Origin of the sequence: Pseudomonas sp. SORGH_AS_0211, from assembly GCF_031453455.1 — a bacterium.
In the GTDB taxonomy this organism is placed as follows: Bacteria; Pseudomonadota; Gammaproteobacteria; order Pseudomonadales; family Pseudomonadaceae; genus Chryseomonas; species Chryseomonas aestiva.
Window position 1 is genome coordinate 888,644 of record NZ_JAVIZV010000001.1, and the last position, 16,887, is coordinate 905,530.

At 66.5% G+C, this 16,887-nt stretch carries 14 protein-coding genes; 7 read left to right on the forward strand and 7 right to left on the reverse strand.

Annotated elements, in window-relative coordinates:
* The first annotated feature begins 33 nt into the window (after positions 1-33).
* Positions 34-903, forward strand: coding sequence for a LysR substrate-binding domain-containing protein (locus QE393_RS04020; RefSeq protein WP_273808863.1), 870 nt, complete (start codon positions 34-36; stop codon positions 901-903).
* Between the two features lie 117 nt (positions 904-1,020).
* On the opposite strand, the gene QE393_RS04025 is transcribed toward QE393_RS04020, so the two are convergent.
* The 3 genes from QE393_RS04025 to QE393_RS04035 form a co-directional block, all read right to left on the reverse strand.
* A complete protein-coding gene (locus tag QE393_RS04025) occupies positions 1,021-2,934 on the reverse strand; it encodes a methyl-accepting chemotaxis protein (RefSeq protein ID WP_273863217.1) in 1,914 nt (637 codons plus the stop codon).
* Between the two features lie 520 nt (positions 2,935-3,454).
* On the reverse strand, positions 3,455-5,101 hold the full coding sequence (locus QE393_RS04030) for an acetolactate synthase large subunit (RefSeq protein WP_310042227.1): 1,647 nt from the start codon (positions 5,099-5,101) through the stop codon (positions 3,455-3,457).
* A 152-nt stretch (positions 5,102-5,253) separates the two neighbouring features.
* Positions 5,254-6,402 (reverse strand): YbfB/YjiJ family MFS transporter, encoded by a 1,149-nt coding sequence (locus QE393_RS04035; RefSeq protein WP_273809043.1) that lies wholly within the window; start codon positions 6,400-6,402, stop codon positions 5,254-5,256.
* A 109-nt stretch (positions 6,403-6,511) separates the two neighbouring features.
* Here QE393_RS04035 and QE393_RS04040 point away from each other — a divergent pair, with 109 nt between their 5' ends.
* Together QE393_RS04040 and QE393_RS04045 are read left to right on the forward strand one after the other, a co-directional pair.
* Positions 6,512-7,396, forward strand: coding sequence for a putrescine utilization regulator PtrR (locus QE393_RS04040; RefSeq protein ID WP_273809044.1), 885 nt, complete (start codon positions 6,512-6,514; stop codon positions 7,394-7,396).
* 50 nt (positions 7,397-7,446) lie between these two features.
* On the forward strand, positions 7,447-8,367 hold the full coding sequence (locus QE393_RS04045) for a Gfo/Idh/MocA family protein (protein WP_273809045.1): 921 nt from the start codon (positions 7,447-7,449) through the stop codon (positions 8,365-8,367).
* Between the two features lie 280 nt (positions 8,368-8,647).
* Here the strand turns inward: QE393_RS04045 and trmA are convergent, their stop codons facing one another.
* The 3 genes from trmA to QE393_RS04060 form a co-directional block, all read right to left on the reverse strand.
* Positions 8,648-9,736, reverse strand: coding sequence for a tRNA (uridine(54)-C5)-methyltransferase TrmA (gene trmA, locus QE393_RS04050; RefSeq protein ID WP_310042230.1), 1,089 nt, complete (start codon positions 9,734-9,736; stop codon positions 8,648-8,650).
* 61 nt (positions 9,737-9,797) lie between these two features.
* Positions 9,798-11,093, reverse strand: coding sequence for an NCS2 family permease (locus QE393_RS04055; RefSeq protein ID WP_027602630.1), 1,296 nt, complete (start codon positions 11,091-11,093; stop codon positions 9,798-9,800).
* A 122-nt stretch (positions 11,094-11,215) separates the two neighbouring features.
* Positions 11,216-12,607: an MFS transporter gene (locus QE393_RS04060; RefSeq protein ID WP_310042232.1), complete on the reverse strand. Its 1,392-nt coding sequence runs from the start codon at positions 12,605-12,607 to the stop codon at positions 11,216-11,218.
* Positions 12,608-12,779: 172 nt separating this feature from the next.
* On the opposite strand from QE393_RS04060, the gene QE393_RS04065 reads away from it, so the two are divergent.
* From QE393_RS04065 to QE393_RS04080, 4 genes are all read left to right on the forward strand, one after another.
* The gene (locus tag QE393_RS04065) at positions 12,780-13,031 is read left to right on the forward strand and encodes a hypothetical protein (RefSeq protein ID WP_273809048.1); all 252 of its coding nucleotides are present in this window, start codon (positions 12,780-12,782) and stop codon (positions 13,029-13,031) included.
* Positions 13,032-13,117: 86 nt separating this feature from the next.
* The gene (locus QE393_RS04070; RefSeq protein ID WP_273809049.1) at positions 13,118-13,522 is read left to right on the forward strand and encodes an RcnB family protein; all 405 of its coding nucleotides are present in this window, start codon (positions 13,118-13,120) and stop codon (positions 13,520-13,522) included.
* A gap of 88 nt (positions 13,523-13,610) precedes the next feature.
* Entirely contained in the window at positions 13,611-13,913 is a 303-nt protein-coding gene (locus tag QE393_RS04075) for a putative quinol monooxygenase (RefSeq protein WP_310042235.1), read from the forward strand.
* 61 nt (positions 13,914-13,974) lie between these two features.
* A complete protein-coding gene (locus tag QE393_RS04080) occupies positions 13,975-15,528 on the forward strand; it encodes an alkaline phosphatase D family protein (protein WP_310042236.1) in 1,554 nt (517 codons plus the stop codon).
* Between the two features lie 6 nt (positions 15,529-15,534).
* Here QE393_RS04080 and QE393_RS04085 read toward each other — a convergent pair whose 3' ends face one another.
* Positions 15,535-16,887, reverse strand: a complete 1,353-nt coding sequence (locus tag QE393_RS04085) for a GntP family permease (protein ID WP_273809052.1) — start codon at positions 16,885-16,887, stop codon at positions 15,535-15,537.

Consider the following 16,887-nt stretch of genomic DNA (forward strand, 5'->3'; position numbering starts at 1 on the left):
CCTGTGCCGTCCTGCTGCCAAGGATGACCGCTGATGACTAGACGCTTGCCGAGCACCACGGCGCTGGTGGCCCTGGAAGCGGCCGCCCGCCATTTCAGCTTCGCCAAGGCCGCGCAGGAGCTGGCACTGAGCGAGGGTGCCATCAGCCGGCAGATCGCCAAGCTGGAGGCGGCTCTGGGCGTCCGGTTGTTCAATCGGGTCGGTAATCGCGTCGAGCTTTCCGCCGCCGGCGCCGGCTATGCCGCTCATATGCGCACGGCCTTGGCCGACATCGAGCGCCATACCCAGCAACTGATCGCCCAGGCCTGCGGTGCCACGGCACTGGAAATCGGCGTTATCCCGACCCTGGCCGGTCGCTGGCTGATTCCCCTGCTGGCGCGCTTCCGCGAGCGCCATCCGGACATCGAGGTCAACCTCCGCGAGCGGACGCAGCCCTTTGCCCTGGAAGACAGCGGCCTGCATGCGGCGATCAACTACGAGCATCCGAGCTGGCAGAGCCTGAGGGTGCAACGGCTGTTCGAGGCGCAACTGGTGGCGGTCTGCCATCCCCGTCTGGCTGACCAGCCTCCCGGCAGCCTGCCGCTGTTGCACAAGCGGGAGAGCCCGCACAGCTGGACCCGCTATGCCGCACTTGCAGGGCTATCCCTGGGCGCCCCGACGGCTGGCCCCACCTATGATCGCTATTCGCTGTTGATCGAGGCCGCCAAGGCCGGTTTCGGCATGGCCCTGGTGCCCCAGCGCTACATCGAGGAAGACCTGGCCACGGGCCGCCTCCTGGCGCCCTGGCCGGTCATGCCGGAATTGCGTGAGCGCTATGTGCTGGTGACCCGTCCCGCGGAGGCCATGGATCCGGCGCTGGCACTTTTCGAGCGGTGGCTGCTGGAAGAGGCCAGCCTGGAGTAGGGGAAGTTGATGCGTGATGGTGGAAAAGGCTGGGCCGTTTTCCACCCTACGCCGGGGCCTACCGGGTGCGCCCCCTCTCCCTGGGGGAGAGGGTCGGGGTGAGGGCAGGCGCCCGACTCACACCTTGAAGCGCGCCGTCATCTCCTGCAGGCGTACGCCGATGCGGGCCAGTTCCATGCTCGAGGAAGCCGTCTCTTCGCTGGCGGCGGCGGTCTGGTCGGAGATGTCGCGGACGTTGGTGACATTGCGACTGATCTCTTCGCCAGCCGAACTCTGCTGCTCGGCGGCGCAGGCGATCTGTTCGTTCATCGACTCGATGTCCTTCACCGAGCGGGTGATGCGCTTGAGCATCTCGCCCGCCTCGCGCGACAGGCCGACGCTGCTCTCGGTCAATTGCACATTGTGGTCGAGCACCGTGCCCATGCGGTCGGTGCTCTGGTGCAGACCGGTGATGAGCTGAGCGATCTCGTCCGTCGAGGAGCGGGTGCGCTGGGCCAGGCCGCGGACCTCGTCGGCGACCACGGCGAAGCCGCGTCCCGCCTCGCCGGCGCGGGCGGCTTCGATGGCGGCATTGAGCGCCAGCAGGTTGGTCTGCTCGGAAACCGCCTTGATCACGTCGAGCACGCCGCCGATGCTGTCGGCATGGCCGCGCAGGGTGGTCATGGCCGCCTTGGTCGATTCCATTTCCCGGGCCAGCACCTCGATCTGGTCGACCGCCTTGCTCACCGATTGCTCGCCCTGCAGGGCCTGGCGACTGGCTTCCAGCGCGGACTTGGCCGCGTTCCCGGCGTTGCGCGCCACCTCGTGGGTGGCGGCGGTCATCTCCTGCATGGCGGTGGCGATCTGGTCGGTCTCGACCTTTTGCGATTGCACGCCAGCGCTGGTCTGTTCGGTGACCGCCGACAGCTGCTCGGCGGCACTGGCCACCTGGACCACACCGTCGCGTACCTCGCCGATCAGGCGTCGCAGGTTGCCGGTCATGCCTTGCATGCTGGTCTGCAGGGCGCCCAGTTCATCCTTGCGGGTGACCTGTTGCTGATGGGTGAAATCACCGTTGGCGACCTGCTCGGCCAAGGCCACGGTGTCCTGCAAGGGCTTGACGATGGAACGGGTGATCAGCCAGGCACAGGCCAGGCCCAGGACGATGGCGACGGCCAGCCAGATCAACAGCAGCTGACGGGCACCGGCCACGTCGGCCGTGCGGAATTCCTGCTGGATGCCGGTGAGCTTGTCGGCGATGCCGAGCAGGGTGGTGATGGTCGTGGTGATACCGCCCTGCGCCTGATCCACCTGCGCCTGCGCGGCCACCAGTTGGTCGAGGCGCTGCTGGTAGCCGGAGATTTCACCGACGAGCTTTTGCACGGTCTCGGTCGGCAATGCCGTGGCGCCGAGTGCCTTGGCCTGGGTGAGGGCGGCATTGACGGAGGTGCGCGCCGTCTGCTCGTTGTCCTTGCCGGGTGCGGTGGCGTAGCCACGGAAATCGACTCTCATCCGCTGCACACCGATGAAGAGCGCCGCCAGCTGCTGGCGATCGGCAGGACGACCGGTCTCGCCGTTCGCCTCTTCGGCCAGTGTCAGCAACTGGGCATTGGCTGCCTCTGCCGCGCTGCTGGCGATCTTGCGGATGGATTCCCGCTCGCGGGTGGCGGTGATCGTCTGGTTGTAGAAGTCGCGATAGCGTTTGAGCGCGGCCCCGGCCTCGTCGAGCAAGGCCTTGTTCGCCGGCGAGTTGAAGTGCGGAACGATGGCGTGCAACTGGCCTTCGGTCTTGTCCAGGGCGGCGAGCCACTTGGCCGCCTGGGCGTCATCGGCCTTGGTGAAATACACCAGCCGCTCGATGCGCATGTCGCGGGCCAGGGTGCTGTAGCCGGCGATATCGTTCATGCGCTCGCTGCGATCGCGCAGGGTATCGGTGGCCGACCAGCCGGTGTAGGCCACCAGCAGGATCATGCCGATGAGCAGGGCGAAGCCAAGGCCCAGCTTGGCCCTGACGCTTATATTGCTTAGTGGATTCCAGCCAACTTGCTGCATGTGGACTACCTGGATAGCGGAGCGTTGGAAGGTGCGGGCCTGGAGACCTCGCGCCTCGTGCTTCGCGGTTACGGCAGCCTCTCGATTCGTCAGCCGGCCGGCGGGACCGGTCGGTGCGAAGGGGCGCTTGGCAGCTTGTGCGGGTAACCACGGATTGGCCCCAAGGAATCGTCGGGCCGTTGGCTCTCGATCCGTCACCGCGTCCAGGGAAGGGCAGGGGACGGCGAGGGCTCAAGGGCGGATGCATTCATGACCGCGATTCTTAAGGCCTGGTTAATAGAACTCGAATCGCCGCAATATTCGAATCTGGTCGATAGGCTGCGTGATTACCTGGATATTCGGCATTTTCTCAAGTGATCCCATGTCGTATCTGTTTGTTTTTATAAGGGTTTCCTGTCTATTAGTTTGACGATACTAGTGATGGATCGAGTGCTGGAGAGGGCTGCGGCTTTCTTCGGCCGCAATGAAAGACGCCCCGGCCTGGAGGCCGGGGCGTCAACGGGATCGCCGGGCTGGCCGATCAGACCGCCGCGCTGCGTTCCTTGATGTCCTGATGCAGGATGCGGTCGTTCTCGGAGTAGTCCACCGGGCAGTCGATGACGTGGACGCCGGGGGTGTCCAGGCAGTGCCGCACCAGCGGGGCGAAGGCGGCCGCGCTTTCCACGCGATGGCCGTGGGCGCCGTAGCTTTCGGCGTAGCGGACGAAGTCCGGGTTGCCGTAGTCCAGGCCGAAGTCCTCGAAGCCCATCTGCGCCTGCTTCCAGCGGATCATGCCGTAGCCGTCGTCGCGCAGGATGATGACCACGAGGTTCATCTTCAGGCGCACCGCGGTTTCCAGCTCCTGGCTGTTCATCATGAAGCCGCCGTCGCCGCACACCGCCACGATGGGGGTGTTGGGATGGACCAGGCGCGCGGCCATGGCCGACGGCAGGCCGGCGCCCATGGTGGCCAGGGCGTTGTCCAGCAGCACCGTGTTGGGCATGTAAGCCTTGTAGTTGCGGGCGAACCAGATCTTGTAGATGCCGTTGTCCAGGGCGACGATGCCGTCGGACGGCAGCACGTTGCGCAGATCGGCCACCAGGCGCTGCGGATAGACCGGGAAGCGGTCATCGGTGGCGCCTTCGGCGACATGGGCCTCGTTGGCTTCGCGGATGTGCAGCAGGCGGTCGAAGTCCCAGGTGGGCTGGACCTCGATGCGCTCCTTGATCTCCCAGATGGCGTTGGCGATGTCGCCGACCACCTCGACCTGGGGGAAGTACACCGGGTCGACTTCGGCGGAGCGGAAGTTGATGTGGATGACCTCGGTGCCGCCACGAGTCATGAAGAACGGGGGCTTCTCGATCACGTCGTGGCCGATGTTGACGATGAGGTCGGCGGACTCCAGGGCGCGGTGCACGAAGTCACCGGCGGAGAGGGCGGCGTTGCCCAGGAAGCGCGGATGGCGCTCGTCGACCACGCCCTTGCCGAGCTGGGTGGTGACGAAGGGGATGCCGGTCTTCTCGATCAGCTGCCGCAGCACCCGCGCGGTCATCTTGCGGTTGGTGCCGGCGCCCAGCACCAGCACCGGGCTGCGGGCGTTCTCCAGCTTGGAGACGGCGGCGGCGATGGCCTTGGCCTCGGCGACCGGACGACGACTCAGGCTCGGCGATACCGGCAGGCTCTCGGTGTGCTCGTCGGCGATGTCTTCCGGCAGTTCCAGGTGCACGGAACCGGGCTTTTCTTCCTCGGCGAGGCGGAAGGCCTCGCGGATGCGCGACGGGATGTTGTCGGCGGAGGCGAACTGGTGGGTGTACTTGGTGAGCGGCGCCATCATGCGGCACACGTCGAGAATCTGGAAACGCCCCTGCTTGGATTTCTTGATCGGCTTCTGGCCGGTCAGCATCAGCATCGGCATGCCGCCCAGGTAGGCGTAGGCGCCGGCGGTGACCAGGTTGGTGGCGCCTGGACCGAGGGTGGAAAGGCAGACACCGGTCTTGCCGGTGAAGCGGCCGTAGGTGGCGGCCATGAAGCCGGCGGACTGCTCGTGGCGAGTCAGGATCAGCTTGATCTGCGAGGAGCGCCGCAGGGATTCCAGCAGGTCCAGGTTCTCTTCGCCGGGAATGCCGAAGATGTATTCGACACCCTCGTTTTCCAAGCAGCGAACGACCAGATCGGAGGCCTTCATCATGAGTGTTGTGTTCCTTGTAGGGTGGGTGGCGAGCGCCTGAGGCGCCTCCTCTATGAGGCGCAGCGGCCACTGTACTCAGGAACGGCGAAACATTTCAAAACAAGGAACCACCCAGTTTTACTTCTGTGACGAAAGGCCGCAGCGGAAACGATTCAGGCAACGCAGCGCTGCAGCGAGGCCTTGGCGCGGCGCAGGTGCAGACCAGCGAACAGCAGGCCCAGCGCGGCGATCACCAGGGCCGGTTGCAGGTCGCCGGCAAAATGACTGCTGGCTGCGCCGAGCAGCGGACCGACGAGTTGGCCGCTGGCGAAGCTGGCGGTCAGCACCCCGGCATTACGTTGCGGTGTGGCCGGTGCCAGCTCGCGACCGTACTGCATCACCAGCTGCATGCAGGCGAGGAAGGGACCGCCACAGAGCAGCACGCCGAGGAACAGCGCCAGGCTGCCCGGCAGGAGGCAGAGCAGCACACCCGCGGCCTGCAGCCAGAGGGTGGCGATCAGCCAGCGGCGGGTATCAGTGCCCGGGCGTCTCAGGCTGACCAGCACCACGCCCAGCGCTGCCGCGAGGCCATAGCCGGGCCAGAAGAGGTCGGCCTGCCACTGGCCGTGGAAGCGGCTGGCGGCCATCTGCGAGAGGAAGGTCGCCGGCAGGATATAGCCGACACCCACCAGGCCATAGGCCAGGATCAACCGGTTGAAGGCCGGGGAGCGCTTGGCCGGCGCCGCGGTGGTGACAGGCAGCGGGGTGGCGGGACCACGCCGCGGCAGCAGGGGCAGCAGGGCCAGGGTGGCGACACTGGCGAGCAGGCCGTAGCTCAGCCATAGCTGGTTGGAATCGCCACCCAGGCGATTGCTGACCAGAGCCATCAGACCACTGATGAGAATGCCTACTCCGGGCCCGGTAAAGACCAGGGCGCCGAGCCGTGGCCGTCCGGCTTCGGCAGCCAGGGGCTGGCTCAGGCCGGTCACCATCACCAGTACCCAGGCGCTGGCCAGGCCGGTGCCGAAGCGCAGTAGCGCCTGGGCGGCCAGGCCATCGGCCAGCAGGGAGGCCAGGGTCAGGCCGGCGCAGAGCCAGAGTCCCCCGACCAGGCGCGCATGGGTCCGACGGGCGAAGAGGGCGTCCAGGGCGCCGAGCAGATAGCCCAGGTAGTTGGCCGCGGCCAGCAGGCTGGCGCCGGTGAGGTCGATCTGACCCTCGGCGATCAAATGGGGCAGGGCGGGGGTAAGGGCGAAGCGGCCGATGCCCATGGCGGTGGCCAGGGCCAGCAGGCAGGCCAGCAGGCGGGTAGTGGCGGTCATCGCAGGACTCCAGTAGCGAGCGGATGAGTACAGCCTAGGCCTTGAAGTTGATCAATAAAAACGAATAATAGAGAAATAGATGTTCATCTAAACAGAAAGGTGGTGATCCATGGAGTTCGCCGAGCTACGCATCTTCCAGGCGGTGGCCGAGGAAGGTTCCCTGGTGAAGGCCGCCGAGCGGCTCAATCGGGTGCCGTCCAATCTCTCCACGCGCCTGCGCCAGCTGGAGGACAAGCTGGGGGTGGAGCTGTTCCTGCGCGAACGCCAGCGGTTGCACCTGACCGCCGCCGGCCACCGAATGCTGGACTACGCCCATCGCCTGTTCGCCCTGGCCGACGAGGCGCGCAGCGCGGTGCAGGGCGGCGAGCCAGCCGGCACCTTCGTCCTGGGTTCCATGTTCAGCACCGCGGCCATCCACCTGCCGGGGCTGCTGGCGCGCTATCACCAGCGCTATCCCAAGGTGAATCTGCAGGTGCACAGCGGCCCCAGCGGCGAACTGGTGGAAGGCTTGCTGGCCGGTCGCCTGGACGCCGCCCTGGTGGACGGCCCGGCGCCCGACACGGCGCTGGAAGGCCAGCCCTGGTTCGAAGAGCGGCTGGTGCTGATCACCGGGCTGGAACTCGGTCCGGTGCGTTCGCCGGCCGACGTGGCGGGGCGCCCGGTGTTCGGCTTTCGTGCCGGCTGCTCCTACAGACGCTACCTGGACACCTGGTACGCCGCAGCGGGGGTGCCCAGCGGACCGGTGATGGAGATCGAGTCCTACCACAGCATGCTGGCCTGCGTAATCACCGGCGGGGTGGCGCTGATGCCGGAATCCATGCTCGACAGCCTGCCCGGCCGCGAGCGGGTGCAGCGTCATCCGATCCAGGCGCGCTTCGCCCAGGCCACCACCTGGCTGATGTGGCGCAAGGGCCGCGAGGGGGCCAATCTGCGCAGCTGGCTGGAGTTGCGCGAGAGCCTGCAGACCGACCGCGAAGCTGTTGCTTTGGTGTGATGATTGCCCGATCCTAGGCGGCGGACTCCTACCGTCTACCGAGGACGATCATGATAAGAATAGCCATCGTCGGTTTGGGCAAGATCGCCCGTGACCAGCACCTGCCGGCGCTCGCCGCCAATCCCGAATACGAGCTGGTCGCCGTGGCCAGCCGTAACGCCCAGCTCGACGGCGTCGCCCACTATCCCAGCCTGAGTGCCCTGCTCGAAGACGGCCCGGCGATCGACGCCGTGTCGCTCTGCGCCCCTGCGGCGGTACGTTACGAACAGGCCCGCGAGGCCCTGGCGGCGGGCAAGCACGTGATGCTGGAAAAACCCCCGGGGGCGACCCTGAGTGAAGTGGAAGCCCTAACGCGTCAGGCCGAGGCGGCTGGTCTTTCGCTGTTCGCCACCTGGCATTCCCGCTATGCCCAGGGCGTGCAGCCAGCCCGCGAATGGCTGGAAGGCAAGCGTATCCAGGCGGTGCGGATCGAGTGGAAGGAAGACGTGCGCGTCTGGCATCCGGGTCAGGCCTGGATCTGGGAGCCGGGCGGCATGGGCGTCTTCGATCCGGGCATCAATGCCCTGTCCATCGTCACCGCCATCCTGCCACGGCCGTTCTTTCTCAAGGAGGCGACCCTGCAGGTGCCAGGCAACTGCCAGACCCCGGTGGCCGCGCAACTGGCCTTCGTCGACAGCGCCGGGGTGCCCATCGCCGCCGACTTCGACTTCCTGCAGACCGGGCCCCAGACCTGGGACATCCATGTCGACACCGATGCGGGTCGCCTGACCCTGAGCAAGGGCGGCAGCGAGCTCTATCTGGACGGCCAGCTAAGCCACCAGGGCCCCGACCGGGAGTACGCCGGGCTCTATGCCCGCTTCGCCGAGCTGGTCGCCCAGAACCGCTCCGAGGTGGACGTGGCCCCACTGCGCCATGTGGCGGACGCCTTCCTCTATGGCCGTCGCGAGACGGTGGCGGACTTCCACGAGTAGGGCGACCCTCACCCCAGCCCTCTCCCCGGCGCAGAGGGCGTCATGGCGGGCTCTTGTAGGTTGGGCTGAGCATGGCGAAGCCCAACGCAGCCCGGGCCTGTTGGGCTTCGACGATGGAGCTGTCTCAACCCAACCTACGGCTTGGTCTCTCTCTCCCAAGGGAGAAGGGGCGTCATGGTGTGCTCTTGTAGGTTGGGCTGAGCATGGCGAAGCCCAACGCAGCCCGGGCCTGTTGGGCTTCGACGGTGGATCCGTCTCAACCCAACCTACGGCAAAAGCCTCAACGCCGCTCCAGCAACACTCCGCTCTCCATATGGTGCGTCCAGGGGAACTGGTCGAACAGGGCGCAGCAGGAGATGCGGTGGGTGTCCTGCAACTGGGCGATGTTCTCGGCCAGGGTCTCCGGATTGCAGGAAATATAGAGGATGCGCTCGAAGCGACGGGTCAGCTCGCAGGTGTCGGGGTCCATGCCGGCGCGCGGCGGGTCGACGAAGACGGTGCCGAACTGGTAGCTCTTGAGATCCACGCCGGCCAGGCGGCGGAAGGGACGGACCTCGTTGAGCGCCTGGGTCAGCTCTTCGGCGGAGAGACGCACCAGGGTGACGTTGTCCACGCCATTGCTGGCCAGATTGTGCAGGGCGGCGTTGACCGAGGTCTTGCTCACCTCGGTGGCCAGTACCTTACGGACCCGGCTGGCCAGCGGCAGGGTGAAGTTGCCGTTGCCGCAATAGAGCTCGAGAAGATCGTCTTCGCGCTCGCCCAGGGCGCTGTGGGCCCAGCTCAGCATCTTCTGATTAACGGTGCCATTGGGCTGGGTGAAGCCGCCCTCGGGTTGCAGATAACGGTAGGTCGTCCCGGCCACGTCCAGTTCTTCGAGCACGTGGTCACGCCCGATCACCAGGCGCTGGCCGCGGGAGCGACCGATCAGACTGACGCCCAGGTCGGCGGCCAGGCGCTCGGCGGCGGCTTGCCAGGCGGCGTCCAGCGGACGGTGGTAGGCCAGGGTGATCAGGGCGTCGCCACTCAGGGTGGTGAGGAATTCCACCTGGAACAGCTTGAACGACAGCGCCACGTCCGCCTGCCAGCCGGCCTTGAGGCGCGGCATCAGGTCGTTGATGCGCTGGCTGGCGATGGGGAAGGCTTCGATGAGGATCGGCGTGTGCTTGTCGCCCGGGGCGAACATGGCGTAGTGGCGTTCCTCGTTCTCCCGCCACAAGCGGAATTCGGCGCGCAGCCGGTAGTGCTGCAGCGGCGAGGCGAAGACCTCCGGCTCGGGCGCCTGGAAAGGCGCCAGCAGTTGGCGCAGGCGGTCGGCCTTGGCGTCGAGTTGAGCCTGGTAGTCGGCGGGAACGAAGGAAGGTTGGGACATGGTAGATCCGGAGCAGGGTGAGGCGGGGGAGACCTCGGGGCCGGAGCCCCGAGGGGAGGGGTCAGGCGTTGAACCAGCCCAGCTTGATGACGAACAGGATCGACAGCACGATCAGCGCCGAATTCAGCTCGCGGGTACGGCCGGACAGCAGCTTGATGACCGTCCAGGTGATAAAGCCGAAGGCGATGCCGTTGGCGATGGAATAGGTCAGCGGCATGGCCAGGGCGGTGACCAGCACCGGGGCGGCGGTGGTCAGGTCGTCCCACTCGATCTCGGCCAGGCCCGAGGTCATCAGCACGGCGATGAAGAACAGCGCCGGGGCGGTGGCGAAGGCTGGCACGCTACCGGCCAGAGGGGCGAAGAACAGCGCCAGCAGGAACAGCACCGCGACCACCACGGCGGTGAGGCCGGTACGCCCCCCCGCGGAAACGCCCGCGGCGGATTCGATGTAGCTGGTGGTGGTGGAGGTGCCCAGCAGCGAGCCGAACATGGCGGCGGAGCTGTCGGCGATCAGGGCGCGGCCCATCTTCGGCAGATGGCCGTCCTTGCCCATCAGGCCGGCGCGCTTGGCCACGCCGATCAGGGTGCCGGAATTGTCGAACAGGTCGACGAACAGGAAGGCGAAGATGACGCTGATCAGGCCGACGTCCAGGGCCCCCCGGATGTCCAGCTGCAGGAAGGTCGGTGCCAGCGACGGCGGCATGGAGACCAGGCCGCCGAAGGCGCTGACGCCCAGGGCGATGGCGATCACGGTGACCACCAGGATGCCGATCAGCACCGCGCCGGTGACCTTGCGCGCCTCGAGCACGACGATCAGGAAGAAGCCGAGGATGGCCAGCAGCGGACCCGGTTTGGACAGGTCGCCCAGGCCCACCAGGGTCGCCGGATTACCCACCACGATGCCGGCGGTCTGCAGGGCGATCAGCGCCAGGAATAGGCCGATGCCGGCGGCGATGCCCGAGCGCAGCGGGAGCGGGATGCTGTTGATGATCCATTCGCGGATGCGAAAGATCGACAGCAGGAAGAACATCAGCGCCGAAAGGAACACCGCGCCCAGGGCCACCTGCCAGGTATGGCCCAGGTGCAGGACCACGGTGTAGGTGAAGAAGGCGTTGAGGCCCATGCCCGGGGCGAGGGCGATGGGGTAGTTGGCAATGAGCCCCATGAGCGCCGAGCCGATGGCGGCGGCCAGGCAGGTGGCGACGAAGATCGCGCCCTTGTCCATGCCGGTGGCGCCGAGGATGCTCGGGTTGACGAACAGGATGTAGGCCATGGCCAGGAAGGTGGTGACCCCGGCCAGCAGTTCGGTGCGGACAGAGGTGTTGTGGGCCTTGAGTTGGAAGAGTCTTTCCAGCATGGGATGCCTCGTGCGCGCCGGTCTGATCGGAAAAAGGCGCGCATCATAACAGGTCGGTAAACACGGGTAAGACGCTAAGCCCTAACCCCCAATCGACATCGCCTGGAGCCCTGTCCGCCTGGTCAACTTCCAGAGGTATGGCCGCTGACCGAATCGCCTGCGTTGCGGGCCAGGCGGAAGGCATCCAGGGTGCTCAGGATGCCGAGCACGGCCACTATGCAAAAGGCTAGCCGAAAGTCCGCCAGTTGCGGGTCGAGGTGGCCGTGCCACTCCATCGAGGCGCGTAGCAGCAGGGCGGCGATGGCCACGCCCAGGCCCATGGCCAGCTGGAAATTGGTGCTGAACAGGGTGGAGGCATGGCTCAGCCGCGACTTGGGGATGTCGGCGAAGGCCAGGGCATTGCTGGCGGTGAACTGCAGCGAGCGGAACACCCCGCTGAAGAACAGCAGGAGCAGGATCGCCGGCAGGGGCCAGTCCGGGGTGAGCAGGCCACAGGCCAGCAGGCTGAACGCGCTGAGCAGGCCATTGACGGTCAGGATGGTGCGCAATCCGAAGCGGCGCATGGTGGCGGTGGTGAAGGGCTTGGCCGCCAGGTTGCCGGCGAACAGCGCCAGGAGCAGCAGGCCGGCCTGGAAGGCGTCCAGGCCAAAGGCCAGCTGGAACAGCAGGGGCAGCAGAAAGGGCGCCGTGGCGATGGTGACGCGGAACAGGCCGCCACCGAGGATGGCCGCGCGGTAGGTGGGGATGCGCAGTGTGCCAAAATCGATCAGCGGGCGTTCGATCCGGGTCATGTGACGCACCGCCTTGGTGCCGAGGATCAGCCCTATGCCCATCCAGGCCAGGTTGGCGCCCAGGCTGCCATGGTTCTGGCCGAGGCGCTCCACGCCCCACATGAAGGCCACGCAGGCGCCGCCCAGCAACAGGAAGCCGCGCCAGTCCAGCGGATGGCGCTGGGTCGGCAGGTCGGCGAGCACCAGGCGCCAGGCCAGCAGCAGGGCGATCAAGCCCAGCGGCAGGTTGAGGTAGAAGATCCAGCGCCAGTCGGCATAGGTGGTGATCAGACCTCCCAGGGGCGGGCCGAGCACGGGGGCCACCAGGCCCGGCCAGGTGATGAGGGCGATGGCGCGCACCAGTTCGTGCTTCTCGGTGACCTGCAGCACCACCAGACGCCCCACGGGCACCATCAGGGCGCCGCCGAGCCCCTGGAGAATGCGCGCGGCGATGAAGTGTTCGAGGGACAGGGCCATGCCGCAGAGCAGCGAGGCCAGGGTGAAGACGCCGATGGCCAGGGTGAAGACCGGGCGGGGACCGAAGCGCTCGGCGATCCAGCCACTCACCGGGATGCCCACGGCAATCGCCAGCAGATAGGCGCTGATGCCCAGGTTGAGGTCCACCGGATCGTGGCCGAAGGACAGGGCCATCTGCGGTAGCGCCGTGGCGATCACCGTGGCGTCCAGGTTTTCCATGAAAAAGGTGAAGCTCACCAGGCCGGCGAGAAGCTTCCAGCGTTCCAAGGGGCTGCACCTCAGGGCAAGGGGGTGGGCTACTCTGCCTGAGGTGCCGCAAGGCGCGCCAGCCCTGGCTTGGCGATAAAAAGTCAAAGGATTCACCACCCTGTTCGGACGGGCTGCTAAAGTCGAGAAGAAACAGGTTCGATAATTGTCATCGCCACGAGGAAGCCGTTGCATGAAGGACGTGACTGACAGCCACATCGTGGCCATGGCGGAAGCCCGGCGCCTGCTCGAACGTGGCAGCCAGGCCAAGCGCCAGCACCAGCGCTATTTCCTCAACTTCCTCACCCTGCGCCAGGAAGCCTCGCGACTCAGTCAGCAGGCCTATCGGCTGAGTTGCTCGCTGGACGCCTTTTCCACCGAGCGCTCGCGCCAGTTGCCGCGGGTGCTGACCCTGGTGAAGGCCGAGCAGGACGAACGGTTGTAAGGCCAGCGGCGCGACCGTAGGTATTCGTGGAGCTTTTTCTGCGGCCCCGGGGTCAAAACCTCGAACGCAGAGGAGAAACACCCCCCATGATCAAGCAATCGCTGCTCTCCCTGGCGCTGGGCGCCGTCGTCCTGACCGGAGCCCTGCACGTCCAGGCCGCGCCCGAATCCATGACCCCGACCAAGCCGGCCGCCGACAAGGCCGCTTCGGAGCCCACCAGCTCGCAGTACCAGAACAAGGTCAACAAGAAGGACGCCAATCAGAGCGATGAGGCGGTCACCCACGACCCTGATCATCCTACCTTTGAACTCGAAGAGGGTGGCCGGGCGCCGCGCAAGTACATCCGTGACGAGTACGTGATCAAGGATTTCAAGAAGCACGGTCTGGAGCAGCCGGGCGAAGACAGCCAGTGGGTCAAGATCGGTTCCGACTATGTGCTGATCAAGCGCAGCAATGCGGTGATCGACAAGATCGTCAAAGCCAAGCAGTGATCCACCATGACCGGGGCCGACTCTCGACCCCGGTAGTATTCGGGGTGTCCAGGCGCCAGGCCGAAGCACCCCTTCCGGAGTTTTTTGCATGACCAGTGAAATCCGTGTCGTCGCCATACTGCAGGCCAAGCCCGGCCAGGCCGAGGCTGTCGAAAACGCCCTGCGCGCCATCGTCGCGCCGTCCCGTGCCGAAGCCGCCTGTCACTTCTATACCCCGCACCGCGATCCGAGCCATGCAGGCCGCTATGTCTTCGTCGAGCGCTGGGCCAGCCGCGAAGCCCTGGCCGAGCACGAGCAAACCCCTCACTTCAAGCGGCTGCTGAGCGATCTCGACGGCCTGCTCGTCGACGCGCCGCAGGTCATGATCCTCGAGGAATTGCCGCTGGCCTGAGCCGCCGACATGCGGTTGTCACCTGCCTGAGCCACCCTGGCCTCTTTTCCCGGAGGCCTGGATGAGTACCTCTAGACGGCAAGCGCTGGGCCTGCTCGGTTTGGGTCTGAGCGCACCCTGGTTCGCCGGTTGCAGCGCTCGCACGCCGCAGCCGGATCCCTTCACCCTGGGCGTCGCCAGTGGTGAGCCTGCCACCGACGGCTTCGTCATCTGGACCCGCCTGGCACCGGATCCCCTGGCCGAAGACGGCCTGGGCGGTCTGCACGGTCCGGTCGAGGCTCGGTGGGAAGTGGCCCTGGATCCAGGGCTGCGCCACGTGGTGCGGCGCGGAGTGATCCAGGCGCAGCCACAGTCTGCTTTCTGCCTGCCCATCACCCTGACCGGTCTGCTGCCGGGACGGCCCTACTGGTACCGTTTCACCGCGCTGGGCCATCAGAGTCGTATCGGGCGCGCCACCACGCTACCGCCGTCAGCCAGCGCTCCGCAGCGCCTGAAGCTGGTGGCCGCTTCCTGCTCCCATTACGAGAAGGGCTTCTTCAGTGCCTATCGGCACATGGCCGACGAACAGGCGGATCTGGCGCTGTTCCTCGGCGACTATATCTACGAGGCCAACGTGCCCCTGCTGCTGCCGACGGTGCGTCGGCATGGCCTGCCGGAAGCCCGGGACCTGGCCAGTTACCGCCGGCGCCATGCGCTGTACCGCACCGATCCCGATCTGCAGTACCTGCACGCCAATGTCACCAGTCTCATGACCTGGGACGACCATGAGGTGCAGAACGACTATTCCGGTCCCTGGGCGGCGGACCCCAGGGTCAATCTGGCCGCCTTCGCCGCGCGGCGGCAGGCCGCCTACCAGGCCTTTCGCGAACATGCGCCGCTGCGCGGGTGGAGGACCCAGGGCACGGCGCTGCGCCTCTATGACCGTTGGCGCTTCGGTGACCTGGCGGAGATCCATCTGCTCGACGGTCGGCAATACCGCAGCGAACCGGCCTGCGTGACGGCCAGGACCCGCGGTGGCCAGCTGGTCGCACCGGATTGCCCGGGCCTGCGCGACGCGGCGCGCAGCATGCTCGGACAGGCGCAGGAGCGCTGGCTGCTGGATGGCTTTCGCCACAATGCCACCCGCTGGAATCTGATCGCCCAGGATCTCCTGCTGGCACCGCTGCGGCAACGCCTGCCGGAGGGCGATCCGGCGCGCTGGACCGATGGCTGGGACGGCTATCCGGCCACGCGCGAGCGCCTGCTCGTGGCAATGGCCGACAGCCGCCTGGCCAATCCGGTGACCCTGGGCGGGGACATTCATTCCTTCTGGGTGACGGACCTGCACCGCGAGCCGGAGGACGAGCGGAGCCCGGTGGTGGCGAGCGAATTCGTCGGCACCTCCATCACCTCGGACGGACCGGACTACCGCCGTTTCCAGGCGCTGTTGCCGGAGAATCCCCAGGTGCGCTTCTTCGACAGCCGGGAGCGCGGCTATCTGGCCCTGGAGTTGACGCGGGAGCGGTTGCAGGTGGATCTGCGCACCATCAGTGATCGAACTCGCCCGGATGCCAGGCGCGGTACCCGGGCGAGCTTCGTGGTGGAGGCGGGACGGCCCGGGGCCGTCCCGGTGTAGCGGAGGTTAGACGAACAGCGACAGCAGCATGATGAAGGCCAGGGCCACCACCGAGAGGATGGTTTCCATCATCGACCAGGTCTTGAAGGTCTCGGCCACGGTCATGTTGAAGTACTGCTTCACCAGCCAGAAGCCGGCGTCGTTGACGTGGGAGAGGATCACCGAACCGGCACCGGCGGCCAGTACCAGCAATTCCTTGTTCACCCCGGGGATCAGCGCCACCACGGGGGCGACGATACCGGCGCCGGTGATGGTCGCCACGGTGGCGGAACCGGTCGCCACGCGGATCACCGCCGCCACCAGCCAGGTCAGCAGGATCGGCGAGATCTGCGTCTGCACCGCTAGGTTGCCGATCACCTCACCCACGCCGCTGGCCACCAGCATCTGCTTGAAGCCACCGCCGGCGCCGACGATCAGGACGATGGCCGCCACTGGCGCCAGGCTCTGGTCGAGCAGCTTGACGATCTTCTCGCGAGAGAAGCCGCAGGCGGTGCCGAAGCTGTAGAAGCTCAGCAGCAGGGCGGCGAGCAGGGCGGTGATGGGGTGGCCGATGAAGTCCATCCAGATGCGGAAGTGGTTGTCGGCGGCGAAGAAGATGTCGGCAAAGGCCTTGAGCAGCATCAGGATCACCGGCAGCAGCACGGTGAAGACGGTGATGCCGAAGCCCGGCAGGTTGCGGTTGTCGGTCTCTTGGGCGATCTGGGCGACCAGTTCGGGGTTGGCCGAACCGGGGATGCGCTTGGAGATCCAGGCACCGAAGATGGGACCGGCGATCATGGCGGTGGGCAGGCCGACCAGCAGGCCATAGAAGATGGTCTTGCCGATGTCGGCACCGAACACCCCGACCGCCAGCAGCGGACCCGGGTGCGGCGGCACCAGGCCATGCACGGCGGACAGGCCGGCCAGCAGCGGGATGCCCAGCTTGACCAGCGACAGCCCGGTGCGGCGGGCGACGATGAACACCAGGGGTGCCAGCAGCACGAAGCCGATCTCGAAGAACAGCGGGATACCCACCAGGAAGGCGGCGAACATCATCGCCCAGTGCACGCGCTTGATGCCGAAGGCGCGGATCAGCGTCTGGGCGATCTGGTCGGCGCCGCCGGAATCGGCCATCAGCTTGCCGAGCATGGTGCCCAGGCCGAGCAGGATGCCGACGAAGCCGAGCACGCCGCCGAAACCATCCTGGAAGGACTTCATGACCTTTTCCACCGGCATGCCGGAGGTCAGGCCGAGAAAGCCCGAGGCGATGGTCAGGGCGATGAAGGGATGGACCTTGAACTTGGTGATCAGCAGCACCAGGCCGATGATGGTGACCAGGGCGTCGAGCAGAAGGAAACTGTTGTGGTCCATGCCGAACAT

What these genes read in the sequence shown, in the direction of transcription:
- QE393_RS04020 (WP_273808863.1), top strand. Translation starts at nt 34, where the DNA reads ATGACTAGACGCTTGCCGAGCACCACGGCGCTGGTGGCCCTGGAAGCG.
- QE393_RS04025 (WP_273863217.1), bottom strand. Translation starts at nt 2,934, where the DNA reads ATGCAGCAAGTTGGCTGGAATCCACTAAGCAATATAAGCGTCAGGGCC.
- QE393_RS04030 (WP_310042227.1), bottom strand. Translation starts at nt 5,101, where the DNA reads ATGATGAAGGCCTCCGATCTGGTCGTTCGCTGCTTGGAAAACGAGGGT.
- QE393_RS04035 (WP_273809043.1), bottom strand. Translation starts at nt 6,402, where the DNA reads ATGACCGCCACTACCCGCCTGCTGGCCTGCCTGCTGGCCCTGGCCACC.
- QE393_RS04040 (WP_273809044.1), top strand. Translation starts at nt 6,512, where the DNA reads ATGGAGTTCGCCGAGCTACGCATCTTCCAGGCGGTGGCCGAGGAAGGT.
- QE393_RS04045 (WP_273809045.1), top strand. Translation starts at nt 7,447, where the DNA reads ATGATAAGAATAGCCATCGTCGGTTTGGGCAAGATCGCCCGTGACCAG.
- trmA (WP_310042230.1), bottom strand. Translation starts at nt 9,736, where the DNA reads ATGTCCCAACCTTCCTTCGTTCCCGCCGACTACCAGGCTCAACTCGAC.
- QE393_RS04055 (WP_027602630.1), bottom strand. Translation starts at nt 11,093, where the DNA reads ATGCTGGAAAGACTCTTCCAACTCAAGGCCCACAACACCTCTGTCCGC.
- QE393_RS04065 (WP_273809048.1), top strand. Translation starts at nt 12,780, where the DNA reads ATGAAGGACGTGACTGACAGCCACATCGTGGCCATGGCGGAAGCCCGG.
- QE393_RS04070 (WP_273809049.1), top strand. Translation starts at nt 13,118, where the DNA reads ATGATCAAGCAATCGCTGCTCTCCCTGGCGCTGGGCGCCGTCGTCCTG.
- QE393_RS04075 (WP_310042235.1), top strand. Translation starts at nt 13,611, where the DNA reads ATGACCAGTGAAATCCGTGTCGTCGCCATACTGCAGGCCAAGCCCGGC.
- QE393_RS04080 (WP_310042236.1), top strand. Translation starts at nt 13,975, where the DNA reads ATGAGTACCTCTAGACGGCAAGCGCTGGGCCTGCTCGGTTTGGGTCTG.
- QE393_RS04085 (WP_273809052.1), bottom strand. Translation starts at nt 16,887, where the DNA reads ATGTTCGGCATGGACCACAACAGTTTCCTTCTGCTCGACGCCCTGGTC.